This window comes from Pontibacter ramchanderi (genome assembly GCF_002846395.1).
GTDB classification, from domain to species: domain Bacteria; phylum Bacteroidota; class Bacteroidia; order Cytophagales; family Hymenobacteraceae; genus Pontibacter; species Pontibacter ramchanderi.
Genome location: NZ_PJMU01000002.1, coordinates 366,575 through 386,126 on the forward strand (window position 1 = coordinate 366,575; position 19,552 = coordinate 386,126).

The following is a 19,552-nucleotide window of genomic DNA, read 5'->3' on the forward strand; positions in this document are numbered from 1 at the left end:
TTTTGCCAGTTTTCTCTCATTTACACACCCATACCCAGTACTCGCTGCTCGACGGTCAGGCCAGTATCAGTGCGCTCATGAAAAAGGCGCAGGCCGATGGCATGCCCGCCGTTGCCATGACCGACCACGGCAACATGTTCGCCGCCTTCAACTTTGTGAACGAGGCAAACAAGTATAACGTGAAGCCGATCGTGGGCTGTGAGTTTTACCTGGTGGCCGACCGTCATCAGAAAACCTTCAGCAAAGAGCAGAAAGACAACCGCTACCACCAGCTGCTGCTCGCCAAAGACCAGGAAGGCTACCAGAACCTGGCCAAGCTCTGCTCCATGTCCTACATCGAGGGGATGTACAGCAAGTGGCCGCGCATCGACAAAGAGCTGCTGCTCCAGTATAGCAAAGGCCTGATCGCGACTAGCTGCTGCATTGGCGCAGAGGTACCGCAGGCGATCCTGTGGAAAAGCGAAGAAGAAGCCGAAGAGATATTCAAGTGGTGGCTCGATGTGTTCGGTGAAGACTACTACATCGAGATTCAGCGCCACGGCCTCATGAACATTGACGGCACCGGCAAAAGCCAGGAAGATATCAACCAGGTGCTGCTGAAGTGGGCGAAAAAGTATAATGTGAAGGTGATCTGCACCAACGACTCCCACTACGTGGACCAGGAAGACTGGAACGCGCACGACATCCTGCTGTGCGTGAACACCGGCGAAGACCAGAGTACCCCGGTGGGCGATTTTGCCACGAAGTACTACCGCTTCCTGAGCGATGACCAGAAGGTGATCTACGACACGGTGGAGAACGTGCGCAGCAAGTATAGCAACCACATGAACGTGCGCCAGATGCTGCAGCGCATCGACGAAGCTGGTCCGAAGACACGTTTTGGTTTCCCAAACGACCAGTTCTACTTTAAGACGCAGGCCGAAATGAACGAACTGTTCAAGGACGTGCCGGAAGCCGTGGACAATACCAACGAGATTGTTGACAAGATCACGCCACCGAAGCTGAAGCGCGACATCCTGCTACCGAACTTCCCTATACCTCCGGAACATGCCGATGCCGACGATTTACTGCGTCACCTGACCTACGAAGGTGCCAAAAAGCGCTACTCCGAAATTACACCGGAAGTGACTGAGCGCCTCGACTTTGAGCTGCACGTAATCAAGACCATGGGCTTTGCCGGTTACTTTTTGATCGTGCAGGACTTCATTAACCGTGGCCGTGACATGGGTGTGTTCGTGGGGCCGGGCCGTGGTTCAGCTGCCGGATCGGCGGTCGCTTACTGTATCGGTATCACCAATATCGACCCGATCAGGTATAACCTCCTATTCGAACGATTCCTGAACCCGGAACGTGTATCGATGCCCGATATTGACATCGACTTTGATGACGTAAACCGCCAGCGCGTGATCGACTATGTGGTGGACAAGTATGGCAAAACGCAGGTAGCCCAGATTATTACCTTTGGTACCATGGCGGCCAAATCGTCCATCAAAGACGTGGCCCGCGCCACTTCGCTACCGCTTTCCGAAGCCAACGAACTGGCCAAGATGGTACCGGAAACACCAGGTACCACGCTGGCCAAGGCCTTTATGGAAAACCTGGAACTGGCCGCTATACGCGAAGGAGAGGACGCCCGTGCTGCAGTGCTCAAGCTGGCCGAAAAGCTGGAAGGCTCGGTGCGCAACACAGGTATACACGCTGCGGGCGTAATTATTGCTCCGGACGACATCACGAACTACATCCCTGTTTCGACTTCGAAAGACGCGGACCTGCTTGTAACGCAGTTCGATGGCAAGGTGATCGAGAGTGCCGGTATGCTGAAGATGGACTTTCTGGGTCTGAAGACCCTGACCATCATCAAAGACGCGATGGAGCTTATCAAGAAAAACCATGGCGTAGAGATCGACATCGACAACATTCCGATAGACGACGAGAAAACCTACGAACTCTACCAGCGCGGCGACACGATCGGCACGTTCCAGTTCGAGTCGGAAGGTATGCGCATGTACCTCAAGGACCTACAGCCGACCAACATCGAAGACCTGATCGCCATGAACGCCCTTTACCGTCCGGGCCCGATGCAGTTCATTCCGAACTTCATCAACCGCAAGCACGGCAAAGAGGAAGTAGAATACCCGCACGAGCTGCTGGAGCCGATCCTAAATTACTCGTACGGGATCATGGTATACCAGGAGCAGATCATGCAGACGGCCCAGATCCTGGCCGGTTACTCACTCGGTGGCGCCGACTTGCTGCGCCGCGCCATGGGTAAGAAGGACATGAAGAAGATGGCCGAGGAACGAGAGAAGTTCATTGCCGGCGCTGCAGAAATGCACAAGATCCCGGCTAAGAAAGCTTCGGAGGTGTTCGACGTGATGGAGAAGTTCGCCCAGTACGGCTTCAACCGCTCCCACTCCGCCGCTTACTCCGTGGTAGCCTACCAGACTGGTTACCTCAAGGCCCACTACCCTGCCGAGTACATGGCGGCAGTGCTCACCAACAACATGAACGACATCAAAAAGGTGACGTTCTTTATTGAAGAAGCCCGCAAACAAGGTGTGGCTGTGTTGGGTCCGGACGTGAACGAATCGTTGCTCAAGTTCAATGTGAACGAGCAAGGGCAGATCCGTTTCGGTCTGGCCGCTATCAAAGGTACTGGTGAGGCTGCCGTAGACGCAATCATTTCGGAAAGAGAGAAGAACGGCCCTTACCAGGACATTTTCGATTTCGCGAAGCGCATTAACCTGCGCGCCGTGAACAAGAAGACCTTCGAAAGCATGGCTTTGGCCGGAGCCTTCGACTCGTGGGGACTGTACCACCGCGCCCAGCTGATGGAAGTGCCGGAAGGCGAGAACATCAGTTTGCTGGAGAAGGCGGTTCGTTACGGTAACAACTACCAGGCCGAGCAACAGGCGGCACAACAGTCGCTGTTCGGGGGCAGTGCCGCAGTGGCCTCTCCGCTACCGAAGATACCCGAGGTACAGGTATGGACGCAGGCCGAAATGCTGCGCCGTGAGAAAGAAGTGGTAGGTTTCTACATCTCAGGCCACCCGCTCGACCAGTTCAAGATGGAGATCGACTCCTACTGTACCTCCGCCCTGGCCGATATTTCCAACCACAAGAACAAAGACATTAACGTGGCAGGTATGGTATCGGAAGTGGTGATTCGCACGGCCAAGAACGGTAACCCCTTTGCGCTGTTCTCGATCGAAGACTATGACACCACCCTGCAAATGGCGCTGTTCGGGGAGGACTACATGAAGTTCCAGCCCTATCTGCGCCAAGGGCTATACCTGTTCATCCGGGGCAAGGTGCAGCTGCGCTATAAAACCGAAGACCAGTGGGAGCTCAAGCCTACCAATATCCAGCTGCTCGGCGACGTGATGGACAAAATGGCGCAGGGTGTACAGCTGAACGTGAACTTACAATTGCTTACCCCTAATGTAGCTGAAGCCCTGGAAGAGGCCATCATGACCAGCCCGGGCCAGAAGCGGCTGGAGATTACCCTGCATGTGCCAGACGAAAAGCTGGTGCTTCCGACTTACTCCCGCAAGTACCGTGTTGACCCGAAAGTGTTTTTAGGCCAGATCAAGGATTTGGGCTTGGGTGAGTGTAAGCTTCTTTGATTAGCAAATGTGGAGATGGGGAGATTTGAAGATGTATGTTTCTGTCTCTTCAGGTATAGAAAAGGTATACTGCGGAAGTAGTATACCTTTTTTGCTTTAAAAAGCGTAGCCGAGCGACATCCCTAGCCGAAGGTCATAGGGTGAGGGTTTGTGATACTCTATTTCTTCCTTCGTATAATTCGATTTACTGATCAGCCTCTGGTGAAAATGATAACCTATTCCCCAGAACAGATCAATAGTAAATCCTTTAGGCTTCATTTGCTGGTATCCCATTATTGCTCCAGCGCCATAGCCTGCCCATTCCTCATATTCCCGATCGGGTTCGCTGAAAAGCCAGAAACCATTTCCACCTTCTCTTTCATTGTTTATGCGTAAGCGGTACTTCAGGTAGGGCCCTGCATAAAATCCATTGAGAGATTTTCCCTTCGAATAGAATTTAAAATCGGATGTGAGCGCATACGTAGAAGAAAAATCATCTTTCATCAAAGTCAGTCGCCTCGGATAAGTGGTAGCTGTTAATGCCCCTGCAAAATGCGGGGTGATATGCCGCTCATAAGACACATTGAAAGACCCAATAAACAGAGGTATTATATTAAGCTTAAATGCATTGGCCCTTAGAAGTTTACTATCTTCTCCCCCGGTATCCTGAGCGCAGACTGCCGGTGTTATAAAAAAGATCAGAAACAGAGCTAAAGTGCACCTAGTCTTCATCGAATCTTCGGGTTGAAAGCTTTATAAAATCAAAATACCTATAATTCAATAATTGTCATTATAACCTATATTAACTAAAGATAATATATGAAGTTGTTGCAAAGCCCCTTTTATGCTTGATTTTTCTCTCTTTCTTGCGTTTGCAACTTTTACCAGCAACATTTGTTTATACAAATAAATATACCATCGTCTTTCAAATCCGTATGTATAAGTTCTAAATTTGCAGCGGGTTTGCCCGGAGACAGGACAGCTTGTCAGACAAACCTAGTTTGGGCTTATATTTGACAAGCTAGTAAATGTTACTATATTTAAAACACAGAATTTAACCAACAAAACGTTAAAGTTATGGCTAACAAAGCATTAGAAATCACTGACGCTAATTTTGATGAGATCATCAATTCAGATAAACCTGTACTGGTAGACTTTTGGGCAGAGTGGTGCGGCCCTTGCCGCATGGTAGGCCCGATCGTGGAAGAGCTGGCTGGCGAGTACGAAGGCAAAGCCGTGATCGGCAAAGTTGACGTAGATGCCAACCCACAGACTTCTGCCAAGTTCGGTATCCGTAGCATCCCAACACTGCTGGTTTTCAAAAACGGACAAGTAGTAGATAAGCAGGTAGGCGCTGTGCCTAAAAACGTACTGGCTGGTAAGCTGGACGCGCAGATGGCCTAAGCCCCTTTGTCAATTATAAACGCAAAAGCCCCTCCTGTTCAGGAGGGGCTTTTGCGTTTATGCGTCTTTCTTCACGATGCTGATCTCCCCGCTCCGCTCCAGATAAGCTGCCTTCACGTCTTTTACGGTGGTGACGCCGCCATTCCGCAGGGCTTCGTTCAGATCGTTCTCAGTTAGATTATGCTTCTTAAGTTCATCCTCCTGAAGTTTCCCGTCCCTGATCAAACAAACAGGGCTCCCCTTGATGAAAGGCCCTATAAAGCCCTCGGTATTATAAGCTAGAAAAGCCAGAAATCGGTGTAACAGCACCAAGACAAGAGCGGCGGCCAGCGTAGGCCAGAAAGGAGAGTTGCCGGTAATGGCACGGCTCAGGATAGAGCCATAGATAATTCCCAGCACGATATCAAAGGCAGTTTGCTTGCCAAAGATGCGTTTGTTCCCGATCCGCATGATAACCAGGGCGACAATGAACACCAGCACCGCCCGGATAGACATCTGCCACCACGTAAGCGAATCAGAATCTATCCCTAAGAGTGTATTCACAAAGTCAGCCATACAGTCCCAACGGGGAAAATCGTGGGAATGTTATCGGCCTGTTACTGGCACTCGCAGAGCTTCTTGTCTAGTTCGCAAAGTATGGCATAGTGCTGTTCTACTTCCTTCATTAAGCCTGTCAGCTGCTTGTTATAAGCCTGCACCTGTTGCAGGCGCGGGTTCTCGGGTGCATTTTTAGCGAGCGTGTCCAGTTCTTTTATTGTAGCTGCAAACGCGCTGCTTCTCTCACCCAGCTTGGCGTAGTACTGGTCCATGCCATTGTCCGCACTAGCCACGGCAACGGCCTGCAGGTTGTTGTCGAAGCACAGCTGCCAGCGCAGGTGGCGCAGCACTTGCTGCTCGGCGGCGCTTTGCAGTTTGCCCATCTCCTTTGTCTCTTCTTTCAGCCTGGAGTTTTCAAGGCGCTTGTTATACTCGTTCACGGCATCCCGCACCTTGTCGCGGCAGCTCAGGCAGTTGCTTGCGTTGGCCTTGTCCTGCAGGGCATTTCGCATCGACAGGGTCTCATCAGAGGCTTGTGCATCAGTGAGTGTCTTTACTTCCTTCTCAAACACTTCGCGGTACTGCAGGTCTTCCAATCGTTTGGTCAGGCGCACGATGGCCTCCCCTTCTACCGAAGCAGATAGGTAATCGGCACGGGGCAACTCTACCGACGACAGCTTGGCCAGGGCAGCTTCGCGCTTGGCAGGTGTGTCCCAGGCCTTTGGATTGTTCTCAAGTTCCTGCAGCGTGTTCACCAGCACCTTGGCGTTTTTCAGGTTATGGTCGGCATCCAGGTATAGGTCGGCATTGGCCAGTATCGAGGTATACTCCGGGCGGAAGATGTTCTTATAGGTAGAGTTCTTGTCAAACTCCTTCTCCCGTGCCTCGAAGGCCGTTTTGAGTCGCTTGTACTCCTGCATGATGCCGAACAGATTCTTAGCGTTAACCTCCGGGGAATTGTTGCGGTAATTGAGTCGATAGGCGTTCAGGTTCTGCTTCATCTCGGCAAAGATGCGCAGAAACTCCACGTACAGCTTCTCCTGGCGGTAAGTCTCGTCGTTCATCAGCTTCGTGTCGTAGGCCGTCTGGATCTTCTGCTTGCGCTTCTCGATCAGGTCCATGGTCACTTCATCGCCGGTCAGCACATCCACTTTGTAGAGCGACTTGTAGTTGGCCACCACAATGTAGGGGTACTCTTTATACCCAATGGCTTCTTCTATTTGTTTGCGGTCCAGCTTGTTCGAGTTCTTGCTCAGGTAGTCGGCTAGTTTGGCTGGCTTTAGCGTAACAGTTTTCACGCTGCCTGGCACAAACACGTATACCTTCACCGAGTGCAGACGCGTATCGAAATCCTGCCCCTCGTACAGGCGGATGGTCGAGCTGAACTTATACTCTTTCTTTTTGGCGCGTGAGTTCAGCAGATTACCAAACTCCCCCACCAGCGACATCACCGCTACCGACGGGTTCGTCAGGTTTGAAAGGCTCACCAACTGGCTGGCTACCAGGTTAAACACCTGATCACCGTCCTGATTCGTGACTGCCTTGGCATTAATAGACGCGTCGATGCTGTTCTGTGCAGAAGTCAGCGGCATTTTGTCGATGATGCGCACCACTTCCAGGTGGTCGCTTACCTGGGTATGGTACTCCTTTTTATCAGTGTTGATGTGGAAATTGAAGAGTGGGTAAACGATCTGGTCGTTACCGAAGAGCTTCAGGTTTTTGAGCTGTGCCGTGATGAACAGATACTCCAGTTCGTAGGCGTAATTCTTCTTGCTTTTCTTCTTCACCCCCGACTCCAGCTCGTTGAGCACACGGTTAAACTGGCCACCATTATAGAGGTAGATGTCGGTAGTGAGGTACTGCCACTCGTCCGAAAAATTAAATTTATCGTTGTAACTATAGCCTAGCCTCGTTTCGATGTTCTGCTGGGCAAAAGCCTGCTGGCACAGTAACAGTGACAGCGCAAAGAGTGAGAAAATTTTCTTCATAAAGTACGTATAGCCGTTACAGCGGCAGATTTAGGGGTAGCTTATGCTTCTGAACCTAACGTTAAGACTTGAAATTAAGTGCCTTATCAGATTGCAAAATTACTGATCCGGCCAGATTTTTTTTAAAATAAAACCAGTACAAAAACTATGCTTAGAACATTATTCGTGGCGGTTGCCCTCTTGTTGTGCCCGATTATGCTACTACCTGTCGCGGCACAGGATACTTCCGAACGAACGACCACTTCCCCCACCATGTCAGAAGAGCAAAAGGTGCAGCAGCTTATTGAATATGTCCGCACCCTGGAGGGAGCCACTTTTATACGCGACAACAGCGAATTCCCACCGGAGAAGGCCGCCGGCCACCTGGCTTCCAAATGGAAAAAGCACGCTTCCAAGATTAAAACAGCTGAGGAGTTTGTTACTAAACTGGCCTCTGAGTCTTCGTCGGGCACCCCCTATAGCATCAGGTTTGCCGATGGCACCACCAGCACCACCCGCGATGTGCTGCTTCGGCAACTGAGTGCGCTGGCCACTCAATAAAGGCAAATAATGTACAAAAACAGGTATAAGTATAGCCTAAACCGAATACTATACTGGAACGCTGGCACCGTCGTTACGTAATTATGACGACAAACCTGATCCCCATGCTACAATTACTGGAAGAGTCACGAGACGAGTTGGTTGCTTTTCGCCTGGCGGGCAGCATAGACCGCCACGACTACGAGGTAATGCTCCCCATATTGGAAGAGAAAATAAAACAGCACGGCAAGATACGGGTATACGCGGAGATCCAGGAAGCCGAAGAAATATCGCTGAAGGCGCTTTGGGAAGACCTGAAGTTCGATTTCCGCCACGCAGGTGACTTTAAACGCGTGGCACTGGTCGGCAACCGCAGGTGGCTGGACTGGCTCACCGTGATGGCAAGCCCTTTCACGACGGCCAAAATCAAACACTTTGAGGTGATCGACCGCGACAAGGCATTGGATTGGGTGCGCGAGGATGGTGAATGAACAACTCGGCTAAAGCGTACGGCAGTTGTTACGCTGCCTTCTCTACGATGTAACTTAAGCATTAGCCTGCTCCTCTCTACACATTATCTTCCCGTCAAACGGCTTCATATTCTTAACACTTTCGCCTTCCCCCATAGGTTATTTCGCTTCTATCAAAATATTTCCTCCCATCTGCAAAAGAATACATAGCTTTAGCATAATATTTGCTCGGTAGCATGTGTTACAAAGCAGAAAAATGACGAAAGTTATACCTAGGCGCTCCATTTTTCGTTTTGTAGCCTAGTTGTCTTTTAAGAATCAATCATAAAACAACCTAATCAATAAACACCCCAAACACATGAACTCTAATTTCACGAAAGCATCGCTGTCACTGCTGCTGTGTGGCGCCCTGATGTCGTCTTGCGTCTCTTCTAAAAAGTACGATGAGTTGAAAGCCAGCAAAGAGGCTTTGGAACGTGAGCAGGCCGCCAGCCGCGAAAAGGAAAAAGAGCTAAGCAATACGCTGCGTGCGCGTGAGCAAAAACTGACCGAGTTGGAGCGCGCCATGAACGACCAGAAGAAAATCCTCGATAACCTTCGCAACGAGGTGACTGGTGCACTGTCTGGCTTTAACCAAGGCGACCTGAGCGTGAACATCAAAGACGGCAAGGTATACGTGTCGATGTCTGACAAGCTCCTTTTTGCAACAGGCAGCACCAAAGTTAACAACACCGGCAAGCAGGCCCTCGACCAGTTAGTAGACGTACTGAAGAAAAACCAAAGCGTGGGCGTGATGGTAGAAGGCCACACTGATGACGTGGAAGTACGACCAGGCACAAAGGACATTGCCGATAACTGGGACCTGAGTGTGCTGCGTGCCACCGAAATCACTCGCCTGATGGCACAGCGCGGTCTATCTCCTGACCGCATTACGCCGGCTGGCCGCGCCTATTTCCAGCCAGTAGACACAGGCCGCACGCCTGCCGCCAAAGCCAAGAACCGCCGTACCGAGATCATTCTGACTCCGGACTTCACAGAGATTTACAAAATTCTGGGTGTGCAGTCGATGAAGTAGGCGCTATACCTTATAGAATACCAAAATGCCGCTGCTCAAATCGGGCAGCGGCATTTTTTTGGTATACCTGCTAAGCTATTCTGCTATACCTTTGCCCAGTGTTTTAGCCTGAGCTATAGCCTGCAGCAATTCTTTGGGGCGTTGCGAGCCGATCAGGAGCGATTCGCGGGTATAGAAACGTAGCAGCACCCCTTCCCTGCCCGACATGCTGTAGGCCTTGCCATTTGCTCCCCAGCGTATGCCCCAACCACCGTACTCCCGGATCGGATCATAGGTCACTTTCTCGAGATCACGCACTGTGTGCAAGGGTATACGCACCGGTTTCAGGTGAAAAGGGCGTAAACGAATCTGCAGCATACCTGGCGTTACCGTAGTGGTCAGCGTCATCCGATAAAAAAAGAAAGGCAGCCCAAAACCGACCAGCGCCAGCAGGATGCTCAGTTGTATGTCCGGGACAGGCCGGTTGCCTAACACGCCGCCCAGCACCACCTGGTAGATGAAACCGGCCCAGAATACGCTGGCTATACCTAACAAAAGCGCCCACAGCCAGAATTGCTTAAAACGCTGCTTCTCCTGAAACAAGATGTGCTGCTCCTCCATCTATACCTATACCTGCTATACCTTACGGAAATAGCCGCCCCACTTGTGAGCGGAACGGCTATACCTTTCGGTTTTTGTGATGACTACCCGATGGCCTGCTCCAGGTCGGCCAGCAGGTCTTCAATGTCCTCTATACCTACGCTCAGGCGAATGAGCGAATCACTCAGGCCCGCCTTCAGGCGCTCGGCGCTCGGTATGCTGGCGTGCGTCATAGAAGCCGGGTGCCCGCAAAGCGACTCCACACCGCCCAACGACTCGGCCAAAGAAAAGTACCTGAAGCGCTCCAGCGCAGCAATGGCGTCTTCCATTCTATCGCCTTTCAGCACAAACGAAACCATACCACCGTACGAGCGCATCTGCTCCTTGGCTACCCGGTGGCTCGGATGACTTTCCAGACCAGGCCAAAACACTTTCTCTACCTTCTCGTGGTTTTTGAGGTACTGGGCCACGGCGCGGCCGTTTTCGCAATGGCGCTCCATGCGGATGTGTAGCGTTTTGAGGCCACGCAGCACCAGGAAACAGTCTTGTGGGCCTGGCGTGCCGCCGCAGGCATTCTGGATAAAGGCCAGTTTCTCGTGCAACGTGTCATCCTTCACAATCGCGGCGCCCATCACCACATCGGAGTGGCCGGCCATGTACTTGGTAAGCGAGTGCATCACAATGTCAGCCCCCAGATCGAGTGGCGTCTGCAGGAAGGGCGTGGCAAAGGTGTTGTCGGCCACCAGCAGCAGGTTGTGCTTTTTGGCGATGGCGGCGCAGCCTTTTATGTCGATGATGTTGAGCAGCGGGTTGGTGGGCGTTTCTACCCAAACCATGCGTGTGTTCTCATTCACCAGCGCCTCTACCTTGCTCAGGTCGCTCATGTCGGTGAAGTGGAACTTGAGGCCGTAATTCTGAAAGATCTTGGTGAAGATGCGGTAGCTGCCGCCGTACAGGTCGTTGGTGGAAATCACCTCGTCGCCTGGCTTCAGCATTTTGATGATGGCGTCGATGGCGGCCATACCTGAAGCGAAACAAAGACCATGCTTGCCATTCTCCAGCTCGGCCAGCGCATTTTGCAGGGCCGTGCGCGTTGGGTTGTGCGTACGTGAATACTCATACCCCTTGTGGTCGCCCGGTGAGCGCTGTACGTATGTAGAGGTCTGGTAAATGGGCGTCATGATGGCGCCTGTGGTTGGGTCCGGCTCCACGCCGGCATGTATAGCTTTTGTTCCGAATTTCATAGTATCTATTTTAATGGATAAATGGTTTGACACAAGTTAATAAATTTACCCTTCAGGACTTGGGCGACTTAAAAAGGCTTTGCGCTGATAGCACATATCGCAAAGTTTTATTGGCCATACCGTAATCTACGTATACCTTCAGCAATTCCTTGCCCGCAGGGCGCTATCTTTGACCAAAAACGTCTATTATGCTTAAACTGTCCATGCTGCGGACTTTTATACGTGAAAACGCGCCTTCCTTTATTTCCATGCTGCTGCTGGTGATCGTGCCGCTGGTGGTGAGTTCCTCGGCAGCCGTATACCTCTACCAGAACGAAACCCTGCTACAGGACCTGAGCTGGCCACAGATGCTCCTTTACTTTGTCGTGATCTCCTTTACCATGTCACTGGCCCTTACCCCGACTACCTTTGTAGCGCTGGTGAGCGGCTTCTACCTGGGTTGGCCTGGCTTTGCGGGTGTGGTCGTGTCGTACGGCATCGCGTCGCTCATCGGCTATACCCTGGCCCGCCTCATCGACCATGGCAAAATGATGTCCTTCCTGAACCGCTTCGAGAAAACGATGTACCTGATGCAGGAACTGCGCGACCAAAGCTGGAGCCTGATCTTTCTGACGCGCATTTCTCCTGTCTTGCCGTTCGCACTCATGAACTTTGTGCTCTCGTTGCTGCAGGTCGATAAGCTGAAATTCTTTCTGGCCAGCATGGTGGGCATGCTGCCCCGCACGCTTTTCTTCTTTTGGGTAGGCACACAGGCCAGCGATGTCATAAAATTACTGCAGGACCCTGGTAGCAACAAAGGAAGCCAGCTTCTAATGATCGCCTTGATTATCATATCTATAGGTGGGCTATACTTTATTTTTGACCACGCCCTGAAGCGGGCACTGCGCAAAGCGTCGGCAAAAAATTGAGAAAAATTCACTTTAGGGCTTGCATTGCAAGAAAAAAGGGCGTTACTTTGCATCACCATAACGGAAAAATGGTCACGTAGCTCAACTGGATAGAGCATCTGACTACGAATCAGAAGGTTAGGGGTTCGACTCCCTTCGCGACCACCGAAAAGGCCCTTAGAGCAATCTAAGGGCCTTTTTTATTTCAGGCTATACCTAATAGGTACGCTTCTACTTACTTCTGACAAAAGAATACCCAAATAGCGATTCTTTAGGCCGCTATGCTTTCGGATAAGGGGAAGCTTTGCTTAAATTGCTCCAATGCTTTGAGATCGGCCTCGTTTACTTGATAGCGCAAATGGTCCATCAGGAGTTCATCCCAATGCACAAATATCTGCCATACCTGGTTGCCACTGAAATTCTGGATCTCAGCCTCTGTCATGTCGCGCACAAAAAAGGCGTCCAGTGTTACATCCTCTTCTCGCATGGGTACATGAATATAAGTGCGGTCGCAGTTTAGAATTTGGATCAGCTCAGCGGGACGCTCATCATTGGCAGGCATATAAAAATAAGCTACCTGATGGAGCCTTTTCAAACCGAGAGGATGTGAGTAAGGGTAGGGATGCATAGTCAGATCTTAAACCAAAGTTCACGCCAAATCCCGGATTTTCTTACTTGCTAAATCAAGCCTTACACACAGTTCACCGGAATATGAGATTATACCTGTGATCTACAGCTTCTGTTTTGCTAAAACGCATATTCTCAAAACTATACAAAAAGATATATTTTAAATTCCCTCTTTTTTGTTAAACTCTTAACCTGTAGCCTTTCTGCAGAATTATGATTAATTTTGCGGTATAAATTATCTTTAAATTTTAAAGCTGATAATCATGGGAATGTATCCTGAATATATGGTCGCCCCGATCCGCGAAGACCTGACCTCTGCAGGTTTTGAGCAACTGATGACCGCAGAAGAAGTAGAGCAGGTGTTATCGTCTAAGGAAGGTACTGTGCTGGTAGCTGTGAACTCTGTTTGTGGCTGTGCCGCCTCTAAAGCTCGCCCTGCCCTTAAAATGGCTGTTGCCTCTTCTGAGAAACGCCCTGGCAAAATGATTACTGTTTTTGCAGGTATGGAGCAGGATGCCGTGGCCAAAGCGCGTGAGTACATGTTGCCTTACCCTCCATCGTCTCCTTCCATCGCCCTTTTCAAAGATGGCGAACTGGTGCACATGATCGAGCGCTACCACATCGAGGGCAACGAACTCAACCGCATCGTAGATAACCTGCAAGGTGCTTTTGAGGCATATTGCTAAGTTAAAGCCCACTCAACAAAAAGGCCGGTGTCCCTCAGAACACCGGCCTTTACTTTTTATACAGGTATAGCCTGTTATGCAATCGGCTGCTTTTGCAGGTCAAAGCCGATGTCGCGGCGATAGTAGCGGTCAGTCCATGTTATTGCTTCAGCCGCCTTGTTGGCTTTGGCCAGCGCCACTTGCATGGTATCGCCCAGTCCGGTCACGGCAATCACGCGGCCCCCGTTGTTCACAATTTTGTCGTCCACACGCTTCGTGCCGGCATGGAACACCAGAGTGTCCGCCTCCACTTGCTCCAGGCCTGCAATTTCCTTGCCTTTGTCAAACCCTTCCGGATAGCCACCCGAAACCAAAAATACCGTGGCGGCTGTGCGCGGATCGATCTCCAGCTTAAACTCACCGAGTTTGTGGTCGTGCAGGGCCAGGAACAGTTCAAACAGGTCGGACTTGATGCGCGGCAGGATTGCCTCCGTCTCCGGGTCGCCCAGGCGCACGTTATATTCAATCACGTAAGGATCGCCGTTCACGTTCATCAGGCCAATGAACAGGAAACCAGTATACTCCAGGTTATCGGCCTGCATACCGCGTATGGTAGGCTCAATCACCCGGTCGCGCACCTTTTGCATGAAAGCCTCGTTAACAAACGGCACCGGCGAAATAGCCCCCATACCTCCTGTGTTCAGGCCGGCATCGCCTTCTCCTATGCGCTTGTAGTCCTTCGCCTCCGGCAGCAGCACATACTCTTTGCCATCCGTGAGAATAAACACCGACACCTCTATACCTTGCAAATACTCCTCGATCACCACCTTGCTGCCGGCTTTGCCGAACTTGTGGTTGCGCAGCATGGCCTCCAGGCTGTCGATGGCTTCCTCAAACGTCTGGGCTATGATTACACCTTTGCCGGCGGCCAGTCCATCGGCTTTAAGCACAACCGGGTAGCTATGCGTGCGCAGGTACTCTACGGCATCGCGGTAATTGGCTTCGGTAAAGGTCTCGTAACGTGCCGTCGGTATATTGTGCTTCTGCAGAAAGGCCTTGCAGAAATCCTTGCTTCCTTCCAGCATGGCGCCCAACTTTTTAGGGCCTACCACCAGTACATCGCGCAGAAAATCCTTCTCCTGGAAGTAGTCGTGTATACCTTCCACCAGCGCATTCTCCGGCCCAACTACCACCATCATAATGTTGAAGTCTGTCACGAACTTGGCAACCTCGTCGAAGTTGTGGATATCGATCGCGCAGCTGGTGTGGAACTCGTCTGTGCCCGCGTTTCCAGGGGCTACAAATATCTGCTCGGCGTATGGGCTCTGGCTCAGTTTCCAGGCAAGGGCATGTTCTCTTGCGCCAGATCCTATTATCAGTACGTTCATAGTCTTTTACTAATTGCTGGTTGTTAATCGGTGCTCTCGGCCTTTCCAAAAGCGCCGTTGCGAAGTTATAAATTTATAATGCGCTGTACAGCACAAATCACGGTTTTTACTTTTCCTGTTAGCTGCCGCTTTAAAACAGAAGAGACCATTGCTCTTTTACAACGGTCTCTCAATGCTTATTATTCTTGTTACTGATTATTATCAAACAATCAGCAATTAACGATCAACAATTTAGTTCGCGTACTCCGACAGGAACTTAATGCGCATCAGGCGTACGTCTTCTTCAGTATAGTCGTCTGTGCCAAGCTCCTTCAGGGCTACCGCTATGTTGTCGGTGCTGGCGCTCATGAAGTAGTCGTAAATCTCGTCCTGACGCTCATCGTCCAGTATATTGTCGATGTAATAGTTCAGGTTCAACTTGGTGCCCGAGTAGCAGATGTGCTCAATCTCCTCGATCAATTCCTGCATGGTCAGGTCTTTAGAAGACGCGATCTCCTCTAGGTCCACCTTCTTGTCGATCTGCTGGATGATGTAGATCTTGATCTTCGACTTGTTCACGGTAGTTTTCACCACCACGTCAGCCGCTGTTACAATGTCATTCTCTTCCACATACTTGCCGATCAGGTCCAGGAAGGGTTTACCGAACTTCTGCACCTTGCCCATACCTACGCCGGCTATGTGTGCCAGCTCCTCGCGGGTGGTCGGGTATACGGTGGCCATTTCCTTCAGCGAAGGGTCCTGGAACAGCACGTAGGGCGGCAGGTTCTTTTCCTTCGCCAGCTTTTTACGCAGGTTTTTGAGCAGGTCAAACAGCACTTCGTCGTGGCCGGCAGAGGCTTGTGTCTCCTCTTTCTCCTCGTCGGCTTTTACCTCCTGCTCGTAATCGTGGTCTTTGGTCAGCTGGATTGGGTGTGGGTTAGCGATGAAGTCAAGTCCTTTCTGGGTGAGCTTCACGATGCCAAACTGTTCGATATCCTTCTCCAAGTATTCCGACAACAACACCTGGCGCAGCACGGAGCTCCAGAACTGGGCATCGTGCTCCTTTCCGGCCCCAAACACTTCCAGTTTATCGTGGTCGTAGCTGGTCACGTACTGGTTGCGCAGGCCTGTCAGCACGGCGGTGTTGTGCTCTATGCTGAAGCGCTCCCCTGTCTGCTGAATGGCCTTTAGAGCCAGCAATGCCTCGTTCTGCGCCTCAAAACGCTCTTTCGGGTGCAGGCAGTTGTCGCAGAAGCCACAGTCTTTTTCGTAGGCTTCCCCGAAGTAATGGAGCAGCTGCTTGCGGCGGCACACAGCCGAATCGGCATAAGCGGCCATTTCCTGCAACAGCAACTTAGAGTTGTCGCGCTCGGTTACCGGCTTGTCTTTGTTAAATTTCTCGAGCTTGATGATGTCATCATAGCTATAGAACATAATGCAGTTACCCTCCATGCCATCGCGTCCGGCACGTCCGGTTTCCTGGTAGTATCCTTCAATCGATTTCGGTGTGTCGTAGTGGATGACGAAACGAACATCGGGTTTATCGATGCCCATACCGAAAGCGATGGTCGCCACGATCACGTCCACCTCCTCGTTCAGGAAAGCATCCTGGTTGGCCATGCGCACATTGGCGTCCAGACCGGCGTGATAAGGCAGTGCCTTGATATCGTTCACGCGGAGCAGCTCCGCGATCTCTTCTACTTTTTTGCGGCTCAGGCAATAGATCACACCACTCTTGCCCTTGTGCTTCTTTACATACTGAATAACCTGCTTCTTGGTGTTGTGCTTCGGGCGCACTTCGTAGTACAGGTTGGTACGGTTAAAGGAGGACTTGAACACCGAAGCCTCGTCCATCTGCAGGTTGCGCTGGATATCGAGCTGTACCTTCGGCGTGGCAGTGGCAGTCAGGGCAATGATCGGCAGGTTACCGATCTGGTCGATGATGCCACGGATGCGGCGGTACTCCGGACGGAAGTCATGCCCCCACTCTGAAATACAGTGTGCCTCGTCGATGGCTACAAAGGAGATGTTAGACGCACGCAGGAACTCGATCGTTTCCTCTTTGGTCAGTGACTCGGGCGCTACGTAGAGCAGCTTCACTTCACCGGCAAGTGTTTCCTTCTTTACTTTGTTGATCTCCGACTTAGAAAGTGTGGAGTTGAGGAAGTGGGCGTTCACCCCAAAAGCATTCAGTTGATCCACCTGGTTTTTCATCAGGGCGATCAGCGGCGAAATAACGATGGCAGTTCCCGGCAGCGAGAGAGCAGGCAGTTGGTAGCACAACGACTTGCCAGCACCGGTCGGCATAATCACAAAGGTGTTCTTTCCGTTGATAATGTTGTTTATTATCAACTCCTGATTCCCCCTAAATTGATTATACCCAAAAACTTCCTTTAATTTGTTTTTGAGATTGATCTCCTGTTTGGTAGACATGTAATAAATCAGAAATTTAACTGTACAGCAACGTATCCCCTTAGGATACCTTTAACACAAATTTAAATTGAATCTTCTTAATAATATAGCCCTCACAGCAAAAAAAGTATTGACCGACGAAGCCGAGGCAATCGCCAGACTGGCAGATTTTATCGACGAAAGCTTCGAAAATTGTGTCAAAGCGATCTTGAACATCAAGGGCCGCGTGGTCGTGACAGGTATAGGCAAAAGCGCCAACATCGCCACCAAAATTGTCGCCACCCTTAACTCAACGGGTACGCCGGCGCTCTTTATGCATGCCGCCGACGCCATTCACGGCGACCTGGGTATGATCCAGCCCGACGACTTTGTGATCTGCATCTCCAAGAGCGGAAACACCCCTGAGATAAAGGTACTTGTTCCGCTGCTCAAACGCAAAGGCGCCCAGCTGGCGGCCCTGGTTTCGAGCACCGACTCATACCTGGCCCAGAGCGCTGACTTTGTGCTGAATGCCTCTGTAGAGCGCGAAGCCTGTCCGCATAACCTGGCGCCCACTACCAGCACCACGGCTGCGCTGGCCCTCGGAGATGCCCTGGCCGTCAGCTTGCTGGAGGCACGCGGTTTCAGCAGCGCCGATTTTGCCACCCTGCACCCGGGCGGTTCGCTAGGCAAGCGCCTATACCTGAAAGTGGACGACATCTTCCGCCAGAACATGGCTCCACAGGTTTCAGAAAACGCCGCACTGAAGGATATTATTATCGAAATCTCCTCTAAAAGGCTGGGCGCCACGGCTGTGGTGAAGGAAGGTACAGAAGAATTGGTGGGAATTATAACTGATGGCGATTTACGCCGTATGCTGAACAAATATGACTCAATAGACAGCATACGCGCTTCAGATATCATGACGGCATCTCCCCTCTCCATAGAGCCTGAAACCTATGCGGCTGAAGCACTGGCTATCATGCAGCAAAAAAACATCACGCAACTCATTGTCACGAAAGCAGGTAAATTCGAGGGCTTTGTGCACCTCCACGATTTGCTGAAAGAAGGACTTATATAGACATGAACGAAAACACTTATGTGGTCATTATGGCGGGCGGCATCGGTAGCCGCTTCTGGCCATTCAGCCGTACCGATTTCCCAAAGCAGTTCCATGATGTACTCGGCGTAGGCGAAAGCATGCTCCAGATGACCATGAGCCGCTTCAAGGACATCTGCCCACCTGAAAACGTTTTTGTGGTGACCAACCGCGACTACGAAAACCTGGTGAAAGAGCAGCTGCCGCAGCTCAGCGACAACCAGATCTTGCTCGAGCCGATCGGCCGCAACACTGCCCCGTGCATTGCCTACGCTTCCTGGAAGATTGCCCAGATTAACCCGAACGCCAACCTGATTGTAACGCCTTCGGACCATGTGGTGCTGAAGCAGGATGCCTTTACGCAGGTTATCAAAAAAGCGGTGGAAGCAGCCGACAGCGACGACGTGCTCATCACGCTTGGCATCACGCCCAGCCGCCCTGACACAGGCTACGGCTACATCCAGTACATCGACGACGACTCGCAGACCATCAAGAAGGTGAAGACCTTCACCGAGAAGCCGAATTTGGAGCTCGCCCAAATGTTCCTCAACAGCGGCGATTTTGTCTGGAACTCCGGTATCTTCATCTGGAACGTGCAGAGTATCATGCGCGCCTTCCGCCAGTATCTTCCTGAAATAAGCGAGATTTTTGAAGAGGGCGCCTCCAGCCTGCACTCTCCTGAAGAAACCAACTTTATCGTAAAGGCCTATTCGCACTGCCGCAACATTTCCATCGACTACGGCATCATGGAGAAGGTGGACAACGTGTACGTGGTGCTGGCCGATATCGGTTGGTCCGACCTGGGTACCTGGAACTCGCTCTACACTATCAATCAGAAAGACGAAGCTGGCAACGTAGTAGGCGGCGACGTGATGCTTTACGATACTAAAAACTGCATCATCAAAACCCCTAAAGACCGCTTAGTGGTTGTAGAAGGGCTAGAAGGTTATATTGTGGCCGAGCACGACAATGTGCTGATGATCTGCCGCCTGAGCGAAGAGCAGAAGGTAAAAGAGTTTATGTCGGATGCCAAGTCTAAAAAAGGCGCTGAATACATCTAGAATACCTGCGCTATACCTGCACAGGTATGGTTCT

At 51.1% G+C, this 19,552-nt stretch carries 17 protein-coding genes and 1 tRNA gene; 10 read left to right on the forward strand and 8 right to left on the reverse strand.

What is annotated here, in order from left to right:
* Nucleotides 1–2 precede the first annotated feature (2 nt).
* Nucleotides 3–3,626: a DNA polymerase III subunit alpha gene (gene dnaE / locus BD749_RS08400; RefSeq protein WP_101443956.1), complete on the forward strand. Its 3,624-nt coding sequence runs from the start codon at nucleotides 3–5 to the stop codon at nucleotides 3,624–3,626.
* 96 nt (nucleotides 3,627–3,722) lie between these two features.
* On the opposite strand, the gene BD749_RS08405 is transcribed toward dnaE, so the two are convergent.
* A complete protein-coding gene (locus BD749_RS08405) occupies nucleotides 3,723–4,337 on the reverse strand; it encodes a DUF3575 domain-containing protein (protein WP_101443957.1) in 615 nt (204 codons plus the stop codon).
* A gap of 345 nt (nucleotides 4,338–4,682) precedes the next feature.
* Here BD749_RS08405 and trxA point away from each other — a divergent pair, with 345 nt between their 5' ends.
* Entirely contained in the window at nucleotides 4,683–5,009 is a 327-nt protein-coding gene (trxA, locus tag BD749_RS08410; RefSeq protein WP_076669473.1) for a thioredoxin, read from the forward strand.
* 57 nt (nucleotides 5,010–5,066) lie between these two features.
* On the opposite strand, the gene BD749_RS08415 is transcribed toward trxA, so the two are convergent.
* The gene (locus BD749_RS08415) at nucleotides 5,067–5,552 is read right to left on the reverse strand and encodes a DUF421 domain-containing protein (protein WP_245868929.1); all 486 of its coding nucleotides are present in this window, start codon (nucleotides 5,550–5,552) and stop codon (nucleotides 5,067–5,069) included.
* Nucleotides 5,553–5,605: 53 nt separating this feature from the next.
* Complete coding sequence (locus BD749_RS08420) at nucleotides 5,606–7,534, reverse strand: hypothetical protein (protein WP_101443958.1); 1,929 nt, start codon at nucleotides 7,532–7,534, stop codon at nucleotides 5,606–5,608.
* A 147-nt stretch (nucleotides 7,535–7,681) separates the two neighbouring features.
* On the opposite strand from BD749_RS08420, the gene BD749_RS08425 reads away from it, so the two are divergent.
* The 3 genes from BD749_RS08425 (at nucleotide 7,682) to BD749_RS08435 (ending at nucleotide 9,598) form a co-directional block, all read left to right on the forward strand.
* Complete coding sequence (locus BD749_RS08425) at nucleotides 7,682–8,074, forward strand: DUF5329 family protein (RefSeq protein WP_245868932.1); 393 nt, start codon at nucleotides 7,682–7,684, stop codon at nucleotides 8,072–8,074.
* Nucleotides 8,075–8,178: 104 nt separating this feature from the next.
* Nucleotides 8,179–8,544, forward strand: coding sequence for a SpoIIAA family protein (locus BD749_RS08430; RefSeq protein WP_101444705.1), 366 nt, complete (start codon nucleotides 8,179–8,181; stop codon nucleotides 8,542–8,544).
* A gap of 337 nt (nucleotides 8,545–8,881) precedes the next feature.
* Nucleotides 8,882–9,598, forward strand: coding sequence for an OmpA/MotB family protein (locus BD749_RS08435; protein ID WP_101443959.1), 717 nt, complete (start codon nucleotides 8,882–8,884; stop codon nucleotides 9,596–9,598).
* Between the two features lie 75 nt (nucleotides 9,599–9,673).
* Here the strand turns inward: BD749_RS08435 and BD749_RS08440 are convergent, their stop codons facing one another.
* Together BD749_RS08440 and BD749_RS08445 are read right to left on the reverse strand one after the other, a co-directional pair.
* A complete protein-coding gene (locus tag BD749_RS08440; protein ID WP_101443960.1) occupies nucleotides 9,674–10,198 on the reverse strand; it encodes a DUF6141 family protein in 525 nt (174 codons plus the stop codon).
* 83 nt (nucleotides 10,199–10,281) lie between these two features.
* Nucleotides 10,282–11,436, reverse strand: a complete 1,155-nt coding sequence (locus BD749_RS08445) for a cystathionine gamma-synthase (RefSeq protein ID WP_262503000.1) — start codon at nucleotides 11,434–11,436, stop codon at nucleotides 10,282–10,284.
* Between the two features lie 173 nt (nucleotides 11,437–11,609).
* On the opposite strand from BD749_RS08445, the gene BD749_RS08450 reads away from it, so the two are divergent.
* Both BD749_RS08450 and BD749_RS08455 read left to right on the forward strand, forming a co-directional pair.
* Nucleotides 11,610–12,329, forward strand: a complete 720-nt coding sequence (locus BD749_RS08450) for a TVP38/TMEM64 family protein (protein WP_101443962.1) — start codon at nucleotides 11,610–11,612, stop codon at nucleotides 12,327–12,329.
* Between the two features lie 70 nt (nucleotides 12,330–12,399).
* A tRNA-Arg gene (locus tag BD749_RS08455) sits at nucleotides 12,400–12,473 on the forward strand.
* A 106-nt stretch (nucleotides 12,474–12,579) separates the two neighbouring features.
* Here BD749_RS08455 and BD749_RS19585 read toward each other — a convergent pair.
* Nucleotides 12,580–12,795, reverse strand: coding sequence for a hypothetical protein (locus tag BD749_RS19585; protein WP_245868935.1), 216 nt, complete (start codon nucleotides 12,793–12,795; stop codon nucleotides 12,580–12,582).
* A gap of 409 nt (nucleotides 12,796–13,204) precedes the next feature.
* On the opposite strand from BD749_RS19585, the gene BD749_RS08465 reads away from it, so the two are divergent.
* Nucleotides 13,205–13,621 carry a BrxA/BrxB family bacilliredoxin gene (locus BD749_RS08465; protein ID WP_101443964.1) on the forward strand — a complete coding sequence of 139 codons (417 nt, stop codon included), beginning with the start codon at nucleotides 13,205–13,207 and terminating at the stop codon, nucleotides 13,619–13,621.
* A gap of 74 nt (nucleotides 13,622–13,695) precedes the next feature.
* Here the strand turns inward: BD749_RS08465 and purD are convergent, their stop codons facing one another.
* Nucleotides 13,696–14,988 carry a phosphoribosylamine--glycine ligase gene (purD, locus tag BD749_RS08470; RefSeq protein ID WP_101443965.1) on the reverse strand — a complete coding sequence of 431 codons (1,293 nt, stop codon included), beginning with the start codon at nucleotides 14,986–14,988 and terminating at the stop codon, nucleotides 13,696–13,698.
* Nucleotides 14,989–15,219: 231 nt separating this feature from the next.
* Nucleotides 15,220–17,400: a DNA helicase RecQ gene (gene recQ / locus BD749_RS08475; protein WP_101443966.1), complete on the reverse strand. Its 2,181-nt coding sequence runs from the start codon at nucleotides 17,398–17,400 to the stop codon at nucleotides 15,220–15,222.
* 67 nt (nucleotides 17,401–17,467) lie between these two features.
* On the opposite strand from recQ, the gene BD749_RS08480 reads away from it, so the two are divergent.
* Together BD749_RS08480 and BD749_RS08485 are read left to right on the forward strand one after the other, a co-directional pair.
* Complete coding sequence (locus BD749_RS08480) at nucleotides 17,468–18,439, forward strand: KpsF/GutQ family sugar-phosphate isomerase (protein WP_101443967.1); 972 nt, start codon at nucleotides 17,468–17,470, stop codon at nucleotides 18,437–18,439.
* A 2-nt stretch (nucleotides 18,440–18,441) separates the two neighbouring features.
* Nucleotides 18,442–19,518: a mannose-1-phosphate guanylyltransferase gene (locus tag BD749_RS08485; RefSeq protein ID WP_101443968.1), complete on the forward strand. Its 1,077-nt coding sequence runs from the start codon at nucleotides 18,442–18,444 to the stop codon at nucleotides 19,516–19,518.
* Nucleotides 19,519–19,552: the final 34 nt, after the last annotated feature.

Coding starts and splice junctions, on each gene's coding strand:
- BD749_RS08440 (WP_101443960.1), bottom strand. CDS start 10,198: ATGGAGGAGCAGCACATCTTGTTTCAGGAGAAGCAGCGTTTTAAGCAA.
- trxA (WP_076669473.1), top strand. CDS start 4,683: ATGGCTAACAAAGCATTAGAAATCACTGACGCTAATTTTGATGAGATC.
- purD (WP_101443965.1), bottom strand. CDS start 14,988: ATGAACGTACTGATAATAGGATCTGGCGCAAGAGAACATGCCCTTGCC.
- BD749_RS08405 (WP_101443957.1), bottom strand. CDS start 4,337: ATGAAGACTAGGTGCACTTTAGCTCTGTTTCTGATCTTTTTTATAACA.
- BD749_RS08420 (WP_101443958.1), bottom strand. CDS start 7,534: ATGAAGAAAATTTTCTCACTCTTTGCGCTGTCACTGTTACTGTGCCAG.
- recQ (WP_101443966.1), bottom strand. CDS start 17,400: ATGTCTACCAAACAGGAGATCAATCTCAAAAACAAATTAAAGGAAGTT.
- BD749_RS08425 (WP_245868932.1), top strand. CDS start 7,682: ATGCTTAGAACATTATTCGTGGCGGTTGCCCTCTTGTTGTGCCCGATT.
- BD749_RS19585 (WP_245868935.1), bottom strand. CDS start 12,795: ATGCGAGAAGAGGATGTAACACTGGACGCCTTTTTTGTGCGCGACATG.
- BD749_RS08450 (WP_101443962.1), top strand. CDS start 11,610: ATGCTTAAACTGTCCATGCTGCGGACTTTTATACGTGAAAACGCGCCT.
- BD749_RS08435 (WP_101443959.1), top strand. CDS start 8,882: ATGAACTCTAATTTCACGAAAGCATCGCTGTCACTGCTGCTGTGTGGC.
- BD749_RS08485 (WP_101443968.1), top strand. CDS start 18,442: ATGAACGAAAACACTTATGTGGTCATTATGGCGGGCGGCATCGGTAGC.
- BD749_RS08430 (WP_101444705.1), top strand. CDS start 8,179: ATGCTACAATTACTGGAAGAGTCACGAGACGAGTTGGTTGCTTTTCGC.
- BD749_RS08465 (WP_101443964.1), top strand. CDS start 13,205: ATGTATCCTGAATATATGGTCGCCCCGATCCGCGAAGACCTGACCTCT.